We start from the raw sequence: 16058 nt of genomic DNA on the forward strand, positions 1-16058 counted from the left end.
GGGTAGGATTCTGTCATTTAACCATCGTGCTGACCAAGCACACCTAACAGAAAAGTCTATACGTTTTTTTCATTTGCTATAAGTGTAACATGTACCGCACAAAAATACTATAACCTTTGCCATGGCATACTGCCTGCTTGCTGGATTTCCGCCTGAAATATTTGACCCATTTCTCTGAAAAGGTCCTTTTGTGTCGAGGCACCGTTCGTCGTTTCCAACGGATCACTTGATAAGTCGTAGAGTTCTAACGGTTCAAAGGGGCTGTTATGTAACAACTTAATGTCCTCACGCCGGACCGCGTGTTGGGATTCCCCAAGAAACCTTTGACCGCCTTCTCTTCGCAGCCAGTAAAGGATGCGCTCAGAGAAATTCTGCTGTTCTCCTTGGAGGGTTTGCCAGATTGAACGTCCTTCAATATCGTCTGGAATCGGCGCGCCGGCGACCTCACACACCGTTGGGAAGAAATCCATGAGCAGCGCAACCTGATCGGTAATGTGTCCTTCAGGGATATGTCCGGGCCACATCGCGCATGTTGGAACTCGGATGCCGCCTTCGTACATTTCTCCCTTTTGCCCACGCAGCGGACCGTTGTGTGCTCCGACATCCATTGATCCGCCGTTGTCAGAGGTGTAGATAACGAGTGTATTGGACAACTGATCGGTTTCTGCAAGTGTATCAAGCACACGTCCAATGCCAGCATCCATGTGTTCAACGAGAGCGATGTATTTGGCGCGTTGTGGTGATATATCCGGCTCACGTTCCTGCACCCGCGCAATCCATTCGTCAGGCGGTTGGATCGGCGTATGCGGGGCGTTGTAGGCAAGATATAGGAAAAAAGGTTCGGACGATTGGGCTTGCGCACGAATGAAGTCCATACTCCATTCTGTAAAGAGATCTGTGGCGTGTCCTCTCGGATCAATGGTGTCAAAACCTTGCCGCATGTAATTTATATCGTGTCGGAGGTGTGTATAGTAGTCGTCCATCATATCGCCGAGGAAACCGTGAAAATGATCGAATCCGCGTTTGCACGGGTGGTTCTCCGGTTCAAGCCCGAGGTGCCATTTGCCAATGAGTGCAGTCCGATAATCCTTCTGTTTTAAAACTGAAGGGAGTGTAGCAGTGTCTTGTTGAAAGTACCCCCAACTGTTTTCTGGGTGCGTGCGGATTACCCCTGGCACGCCAACTCTGTCCGGGTAGCGTCCAGTCATAAGGGAGGCTCTGCTAGGGGAGCAGACAGAGGAATTCGCATAAAATTTAGTGAACAGCGTCCCTTCTGCAGCAATCCGATCAATATTTGGGGTTTGAATTGATGGACCACCGTGTACGGAAATATCACCATAACCGTGATCGTCCGCGAGAACGAGGAGGACGTTAGGCAATTTTGTCATAATTTCTCCGTCAGTATATTATATCGTGAAGTGTATAGTAATACAATGTTAATTTTTCAATTCACGAACTCGCACCATACAGCAGGAACCCCTACTGGCGAACCAATTGGCGAAGTTTGGAGTTCTAACGCATCTATGTTCTTCAAACTATCGGTTACTATCGATAGATTGGTGTGTGCCTCTTGCAGGTCTTCTGCTTCAATCGCCGCCTTGAATTCTGCGATTGCAGCATCGCGTTTGCCTTGTTGATAGTAGGCGATCCCCAGATTGTTGCGTGCTTCAGCCATCGCACCAGCTCTCCTATACGCAGCAATAGCCTCTTCAACTTTGCCTTGGTGGGAGTAGGTAATTCCGAGATTCGTGTTTGCTTCTGGGGAATCTGGGGCACTGTGGAGGACGCCTTTTAAAAGGACCTTTGCTTCATCAAACCTATTTTGACAGATGTAGACGAAGGCGAGATTGATTTGCACTTCCACTGAATCCGGTGCCATATCAAGTGCTTCTTTATGCAACGTTATCGCCTCATCGTGTTTTCCCTGCCAACTATAGACCAGTCCAAGATTTGTATGTGGCTCTTCACCGCCGTCGTTCTCAATTGAAGTCTTGAACGCATCAATAGCACGCTCAAGTTTTCCTTGAAAGAGATAGACAAGTCCGAGGTTGTTGTGGGATTCCGCGAGGGTGGGATCGGTTTCAAGTGCCTTTCGGTAAAGTGCAATTGCCTCATCAAACCGTCCTTGCCAACTATAAATCAGTCCAAGATTCAGTTTCGCTTCTCCGCCATCACCGAGTCGAATTGCCTTTTCTGAGGCAGTTATAGCAGCGTCCAGTTTTCCTTGTGAGATGTAGACGAACCCTAAGTTTGTGTATGCTTCAGCAGAATCTGGGTTGCACTGAAGGGCTGTCTCAAACGATTGAATTGCTTCTTCAAGTTGTCCTTGCCACGCATAAACGACACCGAGATTAATGTGAGGTGCTGAAAGATTTGGATCAAGGTGACGAGCTTTGAGGTGTAAGATGATCGCTGCATCCAGTTCGCCTTCCCAACAGCGCAAAGCACCCAAATTGGTGTGTGGTGCTGCCAGATCGGGTGCAAGGCGAATTGCTTTATTTAGGGCAACTTTTGCTTCCTCAAGCCTTCCGTGATCAATATCGTCATACGCCTGACGATTTAACTCTCGTGCACGCTCAATATGCTCAGTCATGCTGTCTTCCTTACAGCAACCATCCACAAAATGAATGCAGCCAGTCATTCGGGTAACACACCGGCTGCACTCGGTTTACCGTAGTCTATTGCTGGGATTTGATACCTGCCCATGTAGTTGCGAGTTTGCCAGAAGGCTCAACGGGCAGTAGTGTTGTGAGGCCCTTGTCCATCAAATCCTTTATATCCTCTGCTTCCAGTACGGAAGCGAAAATTGCGACCTCATAGAGCATACCATCAAGGGTCTCTGAAGTGTTGTTGGTCCAACCGCCGATGTTGACATCAGTGTCATTCTGGGGACCCGGTTTACCCATCCCACCAACGGAAGCGATTTCCTCACCGTTTTCGTAAATCTTGATGGTATCCTTTGCGTCGTAAGTTGCAGTCATGTACAACCAAACATCTTTCTTGACGTTTCCTTGATTCCAGGCACCTTTCCAACCGTCTCGCGCAAAGTATGCTTCCCAGCCGGTGCCGCTGGAGCTTGTCCTGAATGCGTAATTTGCCACTGTGCCATTCGCAGGTCTTTTGCCAAGGATATGTCCATAACCGTTCTCGGATTTGTTGACATATACCCATGAAGTGATTGACCACGCCTTTTCCAGATACATGCTGTCGGAGTCAGGAATGATAACCCGATCATTTTGTCCGTTTAAACTTAGGGCAGACCCATCCGGTCCTTTGACCCATTTTCCACCCTGAAGTTCACCGTGGTTCTTGTTTCCAGAAATATCGTTGATTTTATCGCCTTTACCTTCGTCAAGGAGCCAAATTCCTCTTGCGGTTTCAAAGTCGATCTTCGCATAAGTTTGGGCTGTGAAGGTCAGGCTAATGGCGATAATCGCTAAGCAAACTATAATGGATTTCATTAGTTACCTCCTAAGGGTTGAATTTACCATTAAGATGCATTTTGACCAAGCTGGCGTGCTTCATCTCTTATTGAGATTTAAGGCTTGCCCATGTAGTTGCGAGTTTGGCAGAAGGTTCAACGGCTGTGAGTAGAGACGGTAACCCGTCGTCCATCAGAGCGTTTATGTCTTCTTCTGCCAGCGCGACATCGAAAAGCGCGACCTCATAGAGCATACCGTCAAGAGTCTCTGAAGTGTTGTCGGTCCAACCACCGATGTTGACATCCGTATCATTCCGAGGTGCCGGTCCACCCATCCCGCTAACAGAACCGATTTCAGCTCCATTTTCATAAATCTTGATGGTATCTTCTCCATCATACGTTGCGGTCATGTACAACCAGACATCTTTCTTCACGCTTCCTTGATTCCAAGCCCCTTTCCAACCGCCTCGCGAATAGTATGCTTCCCAGCCGGTGCCATTGCCGCTTGTCCTGAAGGCGTAATTGGCCACCGTACCAGATGCGGGTCTTTTACCGAGAATATGTCCAAAACCGTTCTCGGTTGTGTTGACAAACACCCATGAAGTAATTGTCCACGCCGCTTCCAGATACATACTATCGGAGTCGGCAATGATAACTCGATCATTTTGTCCATTTAAACTTAGGGCAGGACCCCCCGGACCTTCGACCCATTCTCCGCCTTGAAGTTCACCGTGATTTTCGTTTCCAGACATATCGTTGATAAAATTGCCCTCGCCTTCGTCGAGTAGCCAAATTCCCCTGGCAGTTCCAAGGTCAATCTCCGCATAAGTTTGAGCTGTGAAGGTCAGACTGATAGTAACGATCGCTAAACAAGCTATAATGGATTTCATTTTACCTCCTGAAGGTTAATTTACCATTAAGTAAGATATGTTTTGACTAAATGTGTTAATCTAACTAAAACCAATCAACCTACTGTTCCGAATTTACCGCCTGAATCAAAGCGATGATATATCCGAACTGGAATGCCCACGCTTGGCGCACACGACCAGAAACACCCGGTGGCGATGGATCGTCTGGATGCCCCGGGGCGTGGTCAGGCATTAACATGTACGAGTATTCTACATCTCGGAGGATCTGCGCAACTCTGTGCATGTCGAGGTGTCCCTCGTCGGGCCAGACTTCTTGGAAATTGTGCAGTCCACCCCGAATATTACGAAAATGAATGTTAAAAAGTTTCTTACGTTCGCCGAAATACTGGATAATCTCATAGAATTCAGTACCCGGATCGTCTAAACCCTCCGACACTGTGCCACAGCAGAAGTTAAATCCGTGGTAGGGGCTATCCGCAATTTCAGCGTAACGTTTCATGCCATCAAAGACGGGATAGTTCCAGCGTTCGACACCTCTCAAGATAGGCGCGGGTGGATCGTTCGGATGACATGCCATCTGGATTTTGTTTTCTTCAGCGATTGGAATTATACGCTCAAGGAAATAAGCGATCCGATCAAACGCCTCTTCGCGACTTACCTCACCTGCTTCTGAAAGTGTTTCATTATCGTACTTGGAGAAATCGAAAGTACTGTAGCTTGAGCCGCCGCGTCCGAATGTGCTCTCGGTTCGTTGATTTTGCAGGATGCAAAAGTTATAGTTCAAACCTCTTAAACCTGCCGCCGCAGCATTCTCAATTATCTTACAAACTGCCTCAATATCTTTGTCGCGCTGCGGATCTTGCGCAAGCGTAATGCTCCTCGGCATTCCGATATGAATCATCTCAAGACTGACACCTGCTTCCGCTGCTTCTTCCTTATGTCGAATCAGCGTTTCGGTTTCAGTGTCTTCGGGCGTGGTATCCATGTGCGTTACACCGTGCCGCATGAGGAATGTCAACTCTTTGGGAGATGTCCCGATGCCTTGAACACCGACGTGCATCTCCGCTTTTTTGCGGGATTGCGTCTCAGGTCTATCCATCGTTTCGTTCTCCTTATGACAATTGAATGTGCTAAACTGTTCGGATTTAAGATGGTATCCGCGCATTATAGCACACTTAAAAAACTTAAGTCAATTCAAAAACAGAAAATTTCTGGACATTCGATCCACTTCATGTTATGCTAAAAACCACAGAATTTCACAGAGATTACGTAACATGAGGAGAAACGATGGCTACAGAAGATTATACTTCGCGTGTACCGCATCATACGTTCGCAGACACATTGGAAGAGCAGGAAGCACAGTTGGAAACGAACCCACTGATGCAACGACTCGACGCTTATCGAAAAACATATCAAGGCGATCCACACCGCCCGATTTATCACTATATCAACCCCGAAGCGATGCTCAATGATCCAAACGGTCTCTGCTTCTGGCAGGGACGATGGCATCTTTTTTATCAGGCGTATCCACCTGAAGATACGCGGCAGCACTGGGGACACGCAATCAGTGATGACTTGATCCATTGGCGCGACCTGCCTTATGCAATTTATCCGAACCCAGAAAGATGCTGTTTCTCCGGCGCAACGCTCGTCGAGGAAGATCGCGTGATTGCGATGTATCATGGCACCGTTGTTGGGAACATGGTAGCGGTGTCGAGCGATCCGTTGCTCCTGAATTGGGAGAAGGTCTCTGGTAAAGCGGTTATCCCAGCGCAACACGCCGACGGCACAACACCCGTTTATCGTGTCTTCGATCCGTGTATCTGGAAAAAAGGCGATATGTATTATTCGCTGTCGGGTGGGACACTCCCCCACGGACCCGGCGGTAAACCGATTCGTGCTAACTTCCTGCTCCGTTCAGCAGACCTCGCAAACTGGGTCTACCTGCACCCCTTCGTTGAAGATGATATGTTCACGTTGGTCGGCGATGATGGCGCGTGTCCCTATTTTTGGCCCATCGGTGATCGACATATACTGCTTTTCTTTAGCCACATGAGCGGCGGGCAATATCTGCTCGGTGATTACGATACTGAGCGCGATAAGTTTGTCGTAACAGCAGGTGCGAAAAACAATTTCGGAGCGGCATCCCCCGCGGGGGTCCACGCACCCTCAGCAACACCTGACGGCAACGGCGGTCTCATTGTTATCTATAATATGAATCCGGCAAAACCTACCAAAGGTTGGAACCAGATTATGACACTGCCGCGCCGCCTAACACTCCTCTCCAGAGATGAAATCGGCATCGAGCCAGCAGGTGATATTGAATCGTTGCGATATGAACATCGGCATGTCAATGCGATGACACTCCCAGCAAACGAAGAAGTCGTGTTGGAAGGCATAAATGGCAATGCAATGGAACTTGAACTCGAAATTGATCCGAAATCGGCACCCATGGTTGAATTGAACGTCCTCCGTTCACCGCAGAAAGAGGAGTTTACCCGCATTGCCTTCTTCAGAGAACGCGGCATGCGCAACCTGAATTCCGATGTTAACGTGCGCGATAGCCTGCTAACGATTGATTCATCCTATTCGTCAATTGCATCGGATGTCCTTTCACGCGCACCTGAAACCGGTGCGATCTCCATTTTACAGGACGAAACACTGAAGCTGCGTGTATTTATTGACAAGAGTGTTGTGGAGGTGTTCGCGAATGGGAAGCAGTGCGTCGCGATGCGTGTCTATCCGGACAAGGAAGAAAGCGTCGGCGTATCTTTGCGTTCACAAGGGCAAGCGTGTGAACTCAAATCCTTAGATGCTTGGCAGATGCAGAACATCTATGAGTAGGCGTTTGGAACCGAATAAATCAATAAAATACGCTGCGGATCTTTATAATGTCAAAGAGGTTACCCTCCACGGCACAGCAGACTTATCGTTCTGGGAGACAGTGCTGCACAAGGAAAACCTTTTTCCATACCACGAAGGAGATAAAGCAGTCCTCTTGCTCAGTGCGATAGAGGCAAAATGGAGAGGGTTCAGGTTTAAAGAGTTTGTTATCGCTGTTGGAATTTGCTTTGATGAAAATGGAATAAGCTTGGACGGATACTATCTGCCGCACGCATTTAATTCGTCCAAATTCTTGGTCTTCTCAGAGACGGTGTTCTTTCGTACCCCATATTTTCACGGTAACATCCGACTCGAAAACAAACTCCCTGCTTCCATCAAGTTGCAGGACAAGACAGAAGTTCTGCTTCACGCGAGAATGTCTATTCCGAGTATACCATCCATAGTTGAATACTTGGAATGGAAGGGCCCTATTTTTCTTCCGAATAACCGTGGTAAATTCTTCGCTGTGCTGGCGGGTGAAGCCGACATTTATCCGTTTTCACCGGAAACAGATCAGTTTGAACTTAAACCTTCAACGCGTCATAGTATTTTTCAACAACTTATTGACAGCAATTTTGTTGGTAGCGTATGGTGTTTGAGAAGAAATTCTCGCCACGCAAAATCGAAGACTTACAAAGAAATTTCTGAATAACGGGTAACCTGATATGGCAGATACATGGGAAGAACTTCGAGGTGAAACTTATCCTGATACGGAGGCGGAACAGTTCGCTGCCCTTGAGACGGATGAGACATTACGCGACTACAAGAAACGGAGAGAGGCGTGGGCATCGGATCCTTACCGTCCCATCTATCATATATCTTCCTTCTATGGCATGGGCGATGCAAACGGACTCTGCCAATGGCAGGGCAGGTATCATCTGTTTTATCAGTTCGGTCCGCCAGATGTTGATCGGGTTCATTGGGGACACTGCTATAGCGAAGATTTGGTGCATTGGCAAGATTTGCCGCCTGCACTGTATCCTGATACTGAACTACACTGCTTCAGCGGTCAGTGTCTCGTGGAAGATGAGCGAGTTGTCGCTATCTATCACGGCAAAATGTCGGGAAATAGTATCGCTACTGCAAGCGATCCGCTCCTACTCAACTGGAAGAAGCATCCGAATAATCCCGTCATGCCGAATGTCGAGACCAATGAATACGAGCAGCCCTATAACGTCTTTGATCCATGTATCTGGAAAGAGGAGGATGGATATTATTCTATTTCTGGTACATCAGCCAACGGCTGGATCCGTGAGCGGCGTAGATCTGCCTCACACCTCTTTTATTCAAAGGACCTGAACTACTGGAAATATCTCCATCCGCTGCTGATTGACGATGTGTTCTGCGATCTCGGTGAGGATGGCGCGGTGCCAAACTTCTTACCCATCGGGAATGATAAGCACATCCTGCTCCTCTTCAGTCATAAACGTTCGGCGCGCTATTACATCGGTGAATACGATCGCGGGACCCACAAATTTACGCCTGAATATCACGGTAGGATCAACCATGGCACCTTCGGTGGTGGGATGGTCTCCTGTCCTTCCGCAACGATAGATACAAGAGGTCGCTTCATTGCTATCTTAAACTGCTCCGATGGGAGACAGAGTGCGCAAGCCGCGTCGGGTCTGTGCATGACCCTCCCATGGCATCTCACGCTGAAAGCGGACAACGCGCTAGCGATAGAACCGGTTGAGGAGGTAAAAAGTCTGCGAAATACGCATACCCGCCTCACGGACATCGCTTTGTCAGCCAATGAGGAATGTATACTTGATGAGGTAAAAGGCAAAGCAATTGAGATTGACCTGACCTTAGAGATGGGAACTGCACGGGAAGCGGGGTTATATGTTTTCCGATCACCAAACGGGAATGAGCGGACAAAAATCTCTATCTACAACCACAGACACGGTAAAACGAACGATACGCTACAAATTGACACATCCTATTCCTCTTTACGTACAGACCTTGTCGGTAAACCCCCTGAGATTGCGCCATTCCGTTTAAGTGGCGACGGTAAAGTCCGACTCCGTATTTTCCTTGACCGTAGCCTCATTGAGGTCTTCGCCGATAATGGAGAATGCTTTCCAGAATGGGCGTTTCCGAGAAAGGGTATTGACAAACTGTTCCCGCTGTTTTCACGACAGTGCGCTGTTGCACGCGCCTATCCGCTGCAAGAGGAAAGCAACGGCATTTCGCTTTTCGCCATCGGCGGCGAGGCAAAGGTTGTTTCGATGGATGTGTGGCAGATGCGTTCAATCTGGCAAGAGTTGAAGTATCGGGAGGGGCAATAAACCCTTCACAATAGAAAACAACCGGATAAATCACTTTTACAGTTTTCTATTTCAAGAATGATGATCAGTGCAATAGGATTCACATCAATGGATAGTAGACCTGCTTTATTCGCCTTAAATCGATCTAACACAAACAAGGACTTCAGCCAAGCTAAAGCATGGGGAAAGAACAGCTTTAATAACTGTTTCCCTATCGCCTTATTATGTTATATGCAAAGTCAAAATATCGCTCCTGTTTACTTGGCTTTAGATGGGAATTGGAATGTCATTCCTGAGAAAATTGATGTGAATTCTGTATTTGGGCATGCGTATGACTCTGAAGATATTTACTTTGCTTTCGAGTATACTTATGGACAAAATCAGCAATTTGTTAAAGGGACTTTACCTCGTATTGATTTGGTGGTAATGGATAATTCTAATTCTGAAAGTCCTTGGCTACGGGCATTAGAAATTAAATTGACAGCTTTGCCTGATAATTCAACCTGTGGTTTTTCTGAAGGAGAGTACGGGTGTGAACTTGTAGTGCGTCCCAATACGATTATCCATCTAACACTTGGGATTATTGGTCGGTACGCCGAATATCGGAGCGAACTTTTAGGCAGTCTAAGCCCTATTTTTCAGAATAACTTTGACTGGGAATCGGAAGATAGCATGCTGGAGAAAATACCCCATATTACCCAAACTATCAAGACTCTGTTACTTGCAAAAGTAGACGATCAGATTCCATTAGTTGTACAACCTATTTGGAAAACTATTGGGAAATCCTCTCGACTTCATGAGAACTGCTTAGATGTTTTCGTTTGGAGTACGTTTGCTTTTGCGAAGCTGCTTTTAGATACAGTTGAACAAGGACGTGCCAGAGAATTTTCACGAGCGAAGCGAGCTGTTTTATGGATTGTGAAAATGCTGTCTGACTTTGCTACAGATGGAAAAATTGACCCGCAGACCGTTAGCGTCGGATTTACGAGACAAACAGACAAAGCCTTTGCCTTAAGTGGAAGAAAGACTCATCCTTATATGTCTTGTGCAGAACTCTTACGGCCAAGGGTTAAAAAGAACCAAATCAAAAACATCATCTTGGGACAGGGAGAAAAATTGCTAAGCCCAGAAAGGCGATTTGATGCGATTCTGGTTAATTCTCCCGAACTTTTTACGTAAAAAGTAGGAAAAACAAATGTCTATGAAATTCATCGATCTCTTCGCCGGATGTGGTGGTATGACACTCGGATTCCAAAACGCAGGATTTGAGACAGTTGCTGCTTTTGATAATTGGGAACCGGCAATCAAGGTCTATCGTGCTAATTTTGCACATAACATACACAAACTTGATCTTGGCAATTGGCAAGAAAGCTTAAGGACGTTAAACGCATATCAATTTGACATGATTATTGGGGGTCCACCGTGTCAAGATTTTTCACATGCTGGTAAACGGAACGAGAACTTGGGAAGAGCGGATTTGACCGTAAGTTTTGCGCAGATTGTCGCACATACAAAACCGCAATGGTTTGTCATGGAAAACGTGGATAGAACTGTGAAAAGCCAACGGTATAAGCAGGCAGGTGAGATTCTCAGAGCAGCAGGATATTCGCTAACACAACGGATTTTGGACGCTAACCAGTGTGGTGTTCCGCAAAGAAGGAAACGTCTTTTTCTTATTGGTGAATTAGGACTATCTATTTCTGTGGATAGCAGATCCCTCGCGAGTTATCTGGAGAACAATCTCACTATTAAACCGATGAGTGTGCGCGATTATCTGGGAGATAGTCTTGGCATTACCCACTATTATCGGCACCCACGCAACTATAGCCGCCGCGCTGTCTTTAGCATTGATGAACCGAGTCCGACAGTAAGAGGCGTTAACCGTCCAATTCCCAAGACCTATAAAATGCATCCGAAAGATACCGCCCCGATTTCAGAAAGCGTTCGTCCGCTCACAACCTTAGAAAGAAGTTACCTCCAAACCTTTCCTAAAGACTTTCGTTTCACTGGATCGAAAACCGATTTGGAGCAGATGATTGGGAATGCTGTACCAGTGAAACAGGCAGAGTACATTGCACGTTGCATCAGTGCCTACATTTCCGAAGAGGGAGACACCTTAAATCCAATCAAGCAGGAATCTGTTCAGATGCTTCTATTTCGAGAATCAAACTGAGACAACTTCTGATGCAAAATGGAAACTAACTTATGCTTTATTTAACTGTTATTTTCACGGTCTATATCCTATTTTTTTCAATCCAACTGACTGTAACAGCCCAAAGCGTCAACATTTCTGAACCTGTCCCTCCGCCAGATGCTGTCCGCAAAACTTTTAACCTTGACCCGTTTTACGAGCAGTGGGTTGATGTGGAAGGATTGCCTGTTGTTGCATCATCAAAGGTGAATCCTTATGCCGTGAAAGAAGCGGTATGGCTCATTCGGCAGATGATTGGGCACCGACAAGATGTGTTGCAGGCACTTGCGCGAAACAACGTGCGTTTTGCTGTGATGGCACATAACGAACTGACGACCCAAATTCCTGAACACAGTGATCTGCAACCCGACTATTATTGGGACCGGCGCGCACGTGGTTTAGGTTCCACGCCAACAAGACCTGCTGTAAGTTGTGGTGAGGAAAATCTGCTTAACTATTCAGGAGACCCTTATTTGACTGAAAACATTCTGGTCCACGAATTCGCGCATGCAATTCACCAGATGGGATTAAATACGGTGGATTCCAGTTTCGATGACCGTCTTAAGGTGCTATATGATGCTGCAGTCGAAAAAGGATTGTGGAAAGACACCTACGCCATTACAAACAGAGCGGAATACTGGGCGGAAGGCACGCAGTCTTGGTTTGACACAAATCGGGCAAACGACGACCAACATAACCATGTTGACACCCGTGACAAGTTGAAAGAATACGATCCAGCACTCGCTGCGCTGCTAACTGAAGTTTATGGGGACATGGACTGGCGATATACACAGGCAATAACCCGTACACATCTCGTACATCTTCAAGGGTTCACTCCTGAAGAATCCCCAGAGTTTGAGTGGCCCTCCGAATTGATAGAACTAACAGAGTTCCACCAGCAATTAAAGGATTCAGACAGCGATGGTAATGGCAAGTGGATAGACCTGAAGGCGCACGATCCGATTCTGCTGCCAAATCTAAAATCTGGAGATGATGATACCGAAACAGCAATCATCTTCGTAAACGGCACGAAAACCGAGATCGCCTACTATTGGGTGGATTATGAAGGCAATGAGAAATTCTACGGTAAGGTTGCGCCGGATGCCCTCGTCAATCAACACACCTACTCTGGGCATATCTGGGTCATCAAAAATGTGAATGGGCAAAACCTTGCTGGGTTCCGTGCTGCAGGAAAAACGGGACGTGCACTTATTAGCACAGAGTCTCCGAGTGGCCAATCAGATGAATAGGTGATAGATTTGATTTTATCCTTGATTAAAGCCTTGCTTTGGGGGACAGATTATGGCGGCAAATTACAAAAAGATAATCGAAGAGCACGAAAAACGATATGGATGGGATGCAAAGCCTCGTCGTATTTACAAACGGCTTTACAGCGACAAAACACATTTCGTCTATGAACTCATTCAGAATGCTGATGATAACAAAAGCCAAAACCTTGAACTGCAACTGGACAAGAATGATTTGCTTGTTTGGAACGATGGAGATCAGTTTAGCGAAGAAGATGTGCGCAACATCTGTTCGCTAGGTTCAAGTAATAAAGACCTGACACAAATTGGCACTTTCGGCATCGGCTTCAAAGCGGTTTACAACTATACAGATTTCCCGGAAATCTACTCTGGTGTTGAACGTTTTCTTATCCGAGATCTTATCAAACCAGAAGGCATTGCTGAAATGGATTTTGCAGTTGCAGAACAAGTAGATAACGGCAAAACGGTCTTTCGTTTGCCTTTCAAAGATGGTCTGCATCAAGAAGAGATTGAGCGATTGAAAAATCGGCTTCGCAATTTAAACAAGCGAGCCTTACTATTTCTACGTCATCTCGAAATGGTGCACTGGCGTGATGTGCGCGACGCACAAGAAGGTTCTTATTCCTGTCATCGCCAACCTCATAGTAAAATTCAGGGTGCGTCCGAAGTCAAGTTAACTGTGTCGTTGAACGGTAATAATCAACCTTCGGAGACATTCCTCGTTTTTCGCAAGGAAGTTCAACCACCGCAATATGTAATTAATCAATTGTTGCAACAAGAAGAAGATGACGAAGATCGACAACGTATTCAGCGATCCGCGGGAAAGTTACAACCTGTTGAAGTTGCATTCAAAGTACAGGATGGTGGGGTCACAGCAATAGACGATTGTGTATTATTTGCCTATCTTCCAACCCAGAAAGAAACTCGTCTGCGATTTCTCATTCAGGCACGCTATCAAACAACGCCTGCTCGTGATAATATTTCAAATGACAACCCATGGAACAAATGGTTAGTGCAAGAAACCGCCAGCTTCCTTCCGGATGTATTGGAACACTTGAAAGCAGGTGGTTTGCTTACTCCTACGTTTTTTAATGTAATGCCTCTGAGGGATGACAACGTGCCCGCGGGATATGAACTCATCTTCGAGGCATTACGCAGGGCGATGCAAGATCGTCCATTCGTTCCGACACAAAACGGAGGGTATGCAAAAGCAGAACATGTGCTTTATCCTCATGCTAAACCCTTGCGACAATTGATTAAGGTCGATTGGCTACATCCGAATAATTGGTTGCATCCTGAGATACGAAATACAGAAGAGTTTCGTCGATGTTTTAGTGCTATGCGTGAAGCAGGTGTACAAATGGCGGATGTCAGTCGCGTCTTGCGCTGGCTTGAACAGCAAAAACCATCATGGTTTGAGGACAGACCTAGTGACTGGCTGTGTTCTTTGTATGTCTATCTGAATAGCCAGAAATCCGAATTGAAGCGAATAAAGAAGCTGCCATTGGTTCGCCTTGAAAGTGGGCAGCATGTGTGTGCAGGCAACCAGTCGGTGTTTTTCCCACCAGATCAAGCTAAAGTGAGCGAAGAAATAGTTCCCTTCTTCATGGAATTGCCTATCCTTCAATCCGCTCTGCTTACAGGGAACGCACGCCCTGTCATTGAAACTTTCTTAAAAAGTCTAGGGGTTAAGATGTTGCACCCTGAAGATTTGATTTGTGAATCAATTTTCCCTAGGTACCTTCAAGCTAATAAACCTACCGTAGAGCAAAACCGTTTGCATGTGCGTTACCTTCGTCATTTTTGGTCAAAAGCTTCAAAAGCAGCGCGTAGTAGTTTGAGTAAAGAAATTGGTAAGATCCCAATTCTATTGGTTTATGGGGGAAATCAACAAGAAACTGTTTGCTTCTTAGAACCTTGCAACGCCTATCTCTCCCAAGTTTATACGGGTGATGCTGGTTTAGAAACCTACTTTTCTGGATGCTGCAACGTTTGGTATGTGGATGATGGCTATCTAGACAGTGATCCTGATCCGAAAAATTGGCTCCAGTTTTTGAAATGGCTTGGTGCTATGGATACACCGCGAGTTGTTATAGAAAACTTAACCATCAGTTCCCAAAACTGTCAAGAACTTGACAAACGCAACCTTGAGTGGAAAAATAGTAAGAAAGGGTTAACCATTGAAGATCGCCACTTTGATGGTCTGTGGGAAGTGTTGACTCGAATTAGCAATCATAAGGAAATAAATCTTGCGCAGATTCTTTGGCATCTATTAGTTAAAGCACTTCCGTCCGGAAGATCGCATCGATATGCCTTTTTTCAAGGCATTTATCGCTGGGGCAATGATAATTCTCAATCTGAATCCTTTGAGGCTACGTTTTATCGCCAACTGCAGGAAACAGCGTGGCTTCCTGATGAACAAGGCAATTTTCATATTCCTTCGGAGTGTTTCGCTCCAGCTGATAATAATCGTGAGGTATTGGGGGGCAGTGTTCCTTACTTGCCCTCTGATTTTGATATTAGCACAGGACCTGCCCGATGGCTAGCTGAGAAGTTGGGCGTGCACTTACAGGCGGATGCAGATGGTGTACTTGATTATCTTCAAATCTTGAGTCAAACCGAAACAAGTATTGAAAAGATTGAACCGATCTATGAATTCCTTTGGTCAGAAGATAAACATCTGTGGAGATTTGAGGAAGAATCCCTCATCTTTACTCCTGAACCAGAGCCTCGCTGGTGGAGAGCAGATGAAGTGTTTTGGGAGGATGAAAGCGCGGTTTTCGGCGATGATCGTGGTTATCTTAAAGCGCATTACTCGGAAGATCTAAAGTCCTTTTTCACAATTTCTTTGGGGATCTCAGAGCACGCTGCTCCTTTGGACTATATCCGAGGGATTGAAGATGTTGCATCTACATGGGAAATTAAAGAAGAAGTTCGGGAGCGTGTTAAGATTCTTTATGATCGTTTATGGTTGTCTCTACAAGAAGACGGGGATTTATCAGAGGACGAAGACTGGCAGAAAGAATGGAAACAAGTACGCGAGGATGCATGTTGGCTCGGTAGAAAAGGAAATGAATGGGGATTTTATTTGCTTAAGGAACTAGTAGTCTTTCAATGTTGAGTTTTAGGATATAGTCTTTTTAGTTTTATGCGTGCGTC

Annotated in this window: 12 protein-coding genes; 7 read left to right on the plus strand and 5 right to left on the minus strand. The window is 46.2% G+C overall.

The genetic code is table 11. The features are described from left to right. Positions 1-107: 107 nt before the first annotated feature. The 5 genes from OXH39_05510 to OXH39_05530 all read right to left on the minus strand — a co-directional run bounded on the left by OXH39_05510 (position 108) and on the right by OXH39_05530 (position 5389). On the minus strand, positions 108-1388 hold the full coding sequence (locus OXH39_05510; GenBank protein MCY3549899.1) for a sulfatase-like hydrolase/transferase: 1281 nt from the start codon (positions 1386-1388) through the stop codon (positions 108-110). 56 nt (positions 1389-1444) lie between these two features. After that, entirely contained in the window at positions 1445-2593 is a 1149-nt protein-coding gene (locus OXH39_05515; protein MCY3549900.1) for a tetratricopeptide repeat protein, read from the minus strand. Between the two features lie 85 nt (positions 2594-2678). After that, on the minus strand, positions 2679-3461 hold the full coding sequence (locus tag OXH39_05520; protein MCY3549901.1) for a LamG domain-containing protein: 783 nt from the start codon (positions 3459-3461) through the stop codon (positions 2679-2681). Positions 3462-3528: 67 nt separating this feature from the next. Next, complete coding sequence (locus tag OXH39_05525) at positions 3529-4311, minus strand: LamG domain-containing protein (protein ID MCY3549902.1); 783 nt, start codon at positions 4309-4311, stop codon at positions 3529-3531. Between the two features lie 79 nt (positions 4312-4390). Then, positions 4391-5389 carry a mannonate dehydratase gene (locus OXH39_05530; protein MCY3549903.1) on the minus strand — a complete coding sequence of 333 codons (999 nt, stop codon included), beginning with the start codon at positions 5387-5389 and terminating at the stop codon, positions 4391-4393. A 188-nt stretch (positions 5390-5577) separates the two neighbouring features. Between OXH39_05530 and OXH39_05535 the strand changes: the two genes are divergently transcribed. The 7 genes from OXH39_05535 (at position 5578) to OXH39_05565 (ending at position 16020) form a co-directional block, all read left to right on the plus strand. Beyond that, the gene (locus tag OXH39_05535) at positions 5578-7134 is read left to right on the plus strand and encodes a glycoside hydrolase family 32 protein (protein ID MCY3549904.1); all 1557 of its coding nucleotides are present in this window, start codon (positions 5578-5580) and stop codon (positions 7132-7134) included. After that, on the plus strand, positions 7127-7825 hold the full coding sequence (locus OXH39_05540) for a hypothetical protein (protein ID MCY3549905.1): 699 nt from the start codon (positions 7127-7129) through the stop codon (positions 7823-7825). The genes OXH39_05535 and OXH39_05540 overlap by 8 nt, the downstream gene beginning before the upstream one ends. A gap of 13 nt (positions 7826-7838) precedes the next feature. After that, positions 7839-9461, plus strand: a complete 1623-nt coding sequence (locus OXH39_05545; protein MCY3549906.1) for a glycoside hydrolase family 32 protein — start codon at positions 7839-7841, stop codon at positions 9459-9461. A gap of 87 nt (positions 9462-9548) precedes the next feature. Next, positions 9549-10619 carry a HindVP family restriction endonuclease gene (locus tag OXH39_05550; GenBank protein ID MCY3549907.1) on the plus strand — a complete coding sequence of 357 codons (1071 nt, stop codon included), beginning with the start codon at positions 9549-9551 and terminating at the stop codon, positions 10617-10619. 22 nt (positions 10620-10641) lie between these two features. After that, on the plus strand, positions 10642-11613 hold the full coding sequence (locus OXH39_05555; GenBank protein ID MCY3549908.1) for a DNA cytosine methyltransferase: 972 nt from the start codon (positions 10642-10644) through the stop codon (positions 11611-11613). A 32-nt stretch (positions 11614-11645) separates the two neighbouring features. Then, a complete protein-coding gene (locus tag OXH39_05560) occupies positions 11646-12881 on the plus strand; it encodes a hypothetical protein (GenBank protein MCY3549909.1) in 1236 nt (411 codons plus the stop codon). A gap of 52 nt (positions 12882-12933) precedes the next feature. After that, the gene (locus tag OXH39_05565) at positions 12934-16020 is read left to right on the plus strand and encodes a hypothetical protein (protein MCY3549910.1); all 3087 of its coding nucleotides are present in this window, start codon (positions 12934-12936) and stop codon (positions 16018-16020) included. The last annotated feature ends 38 nt before the right edge of the window (positions 16021-16058 follow it).

The sequence above is a fragment of the Candidatus Poribacteria bacterium genome, assembly GCA_026702755.1.
In the GTDB taxonomy this organism is placed as follows: Bacteria; Poribacteria; WGA-4E; order WGA-4E; family WGA-3G; genus WGA-3G.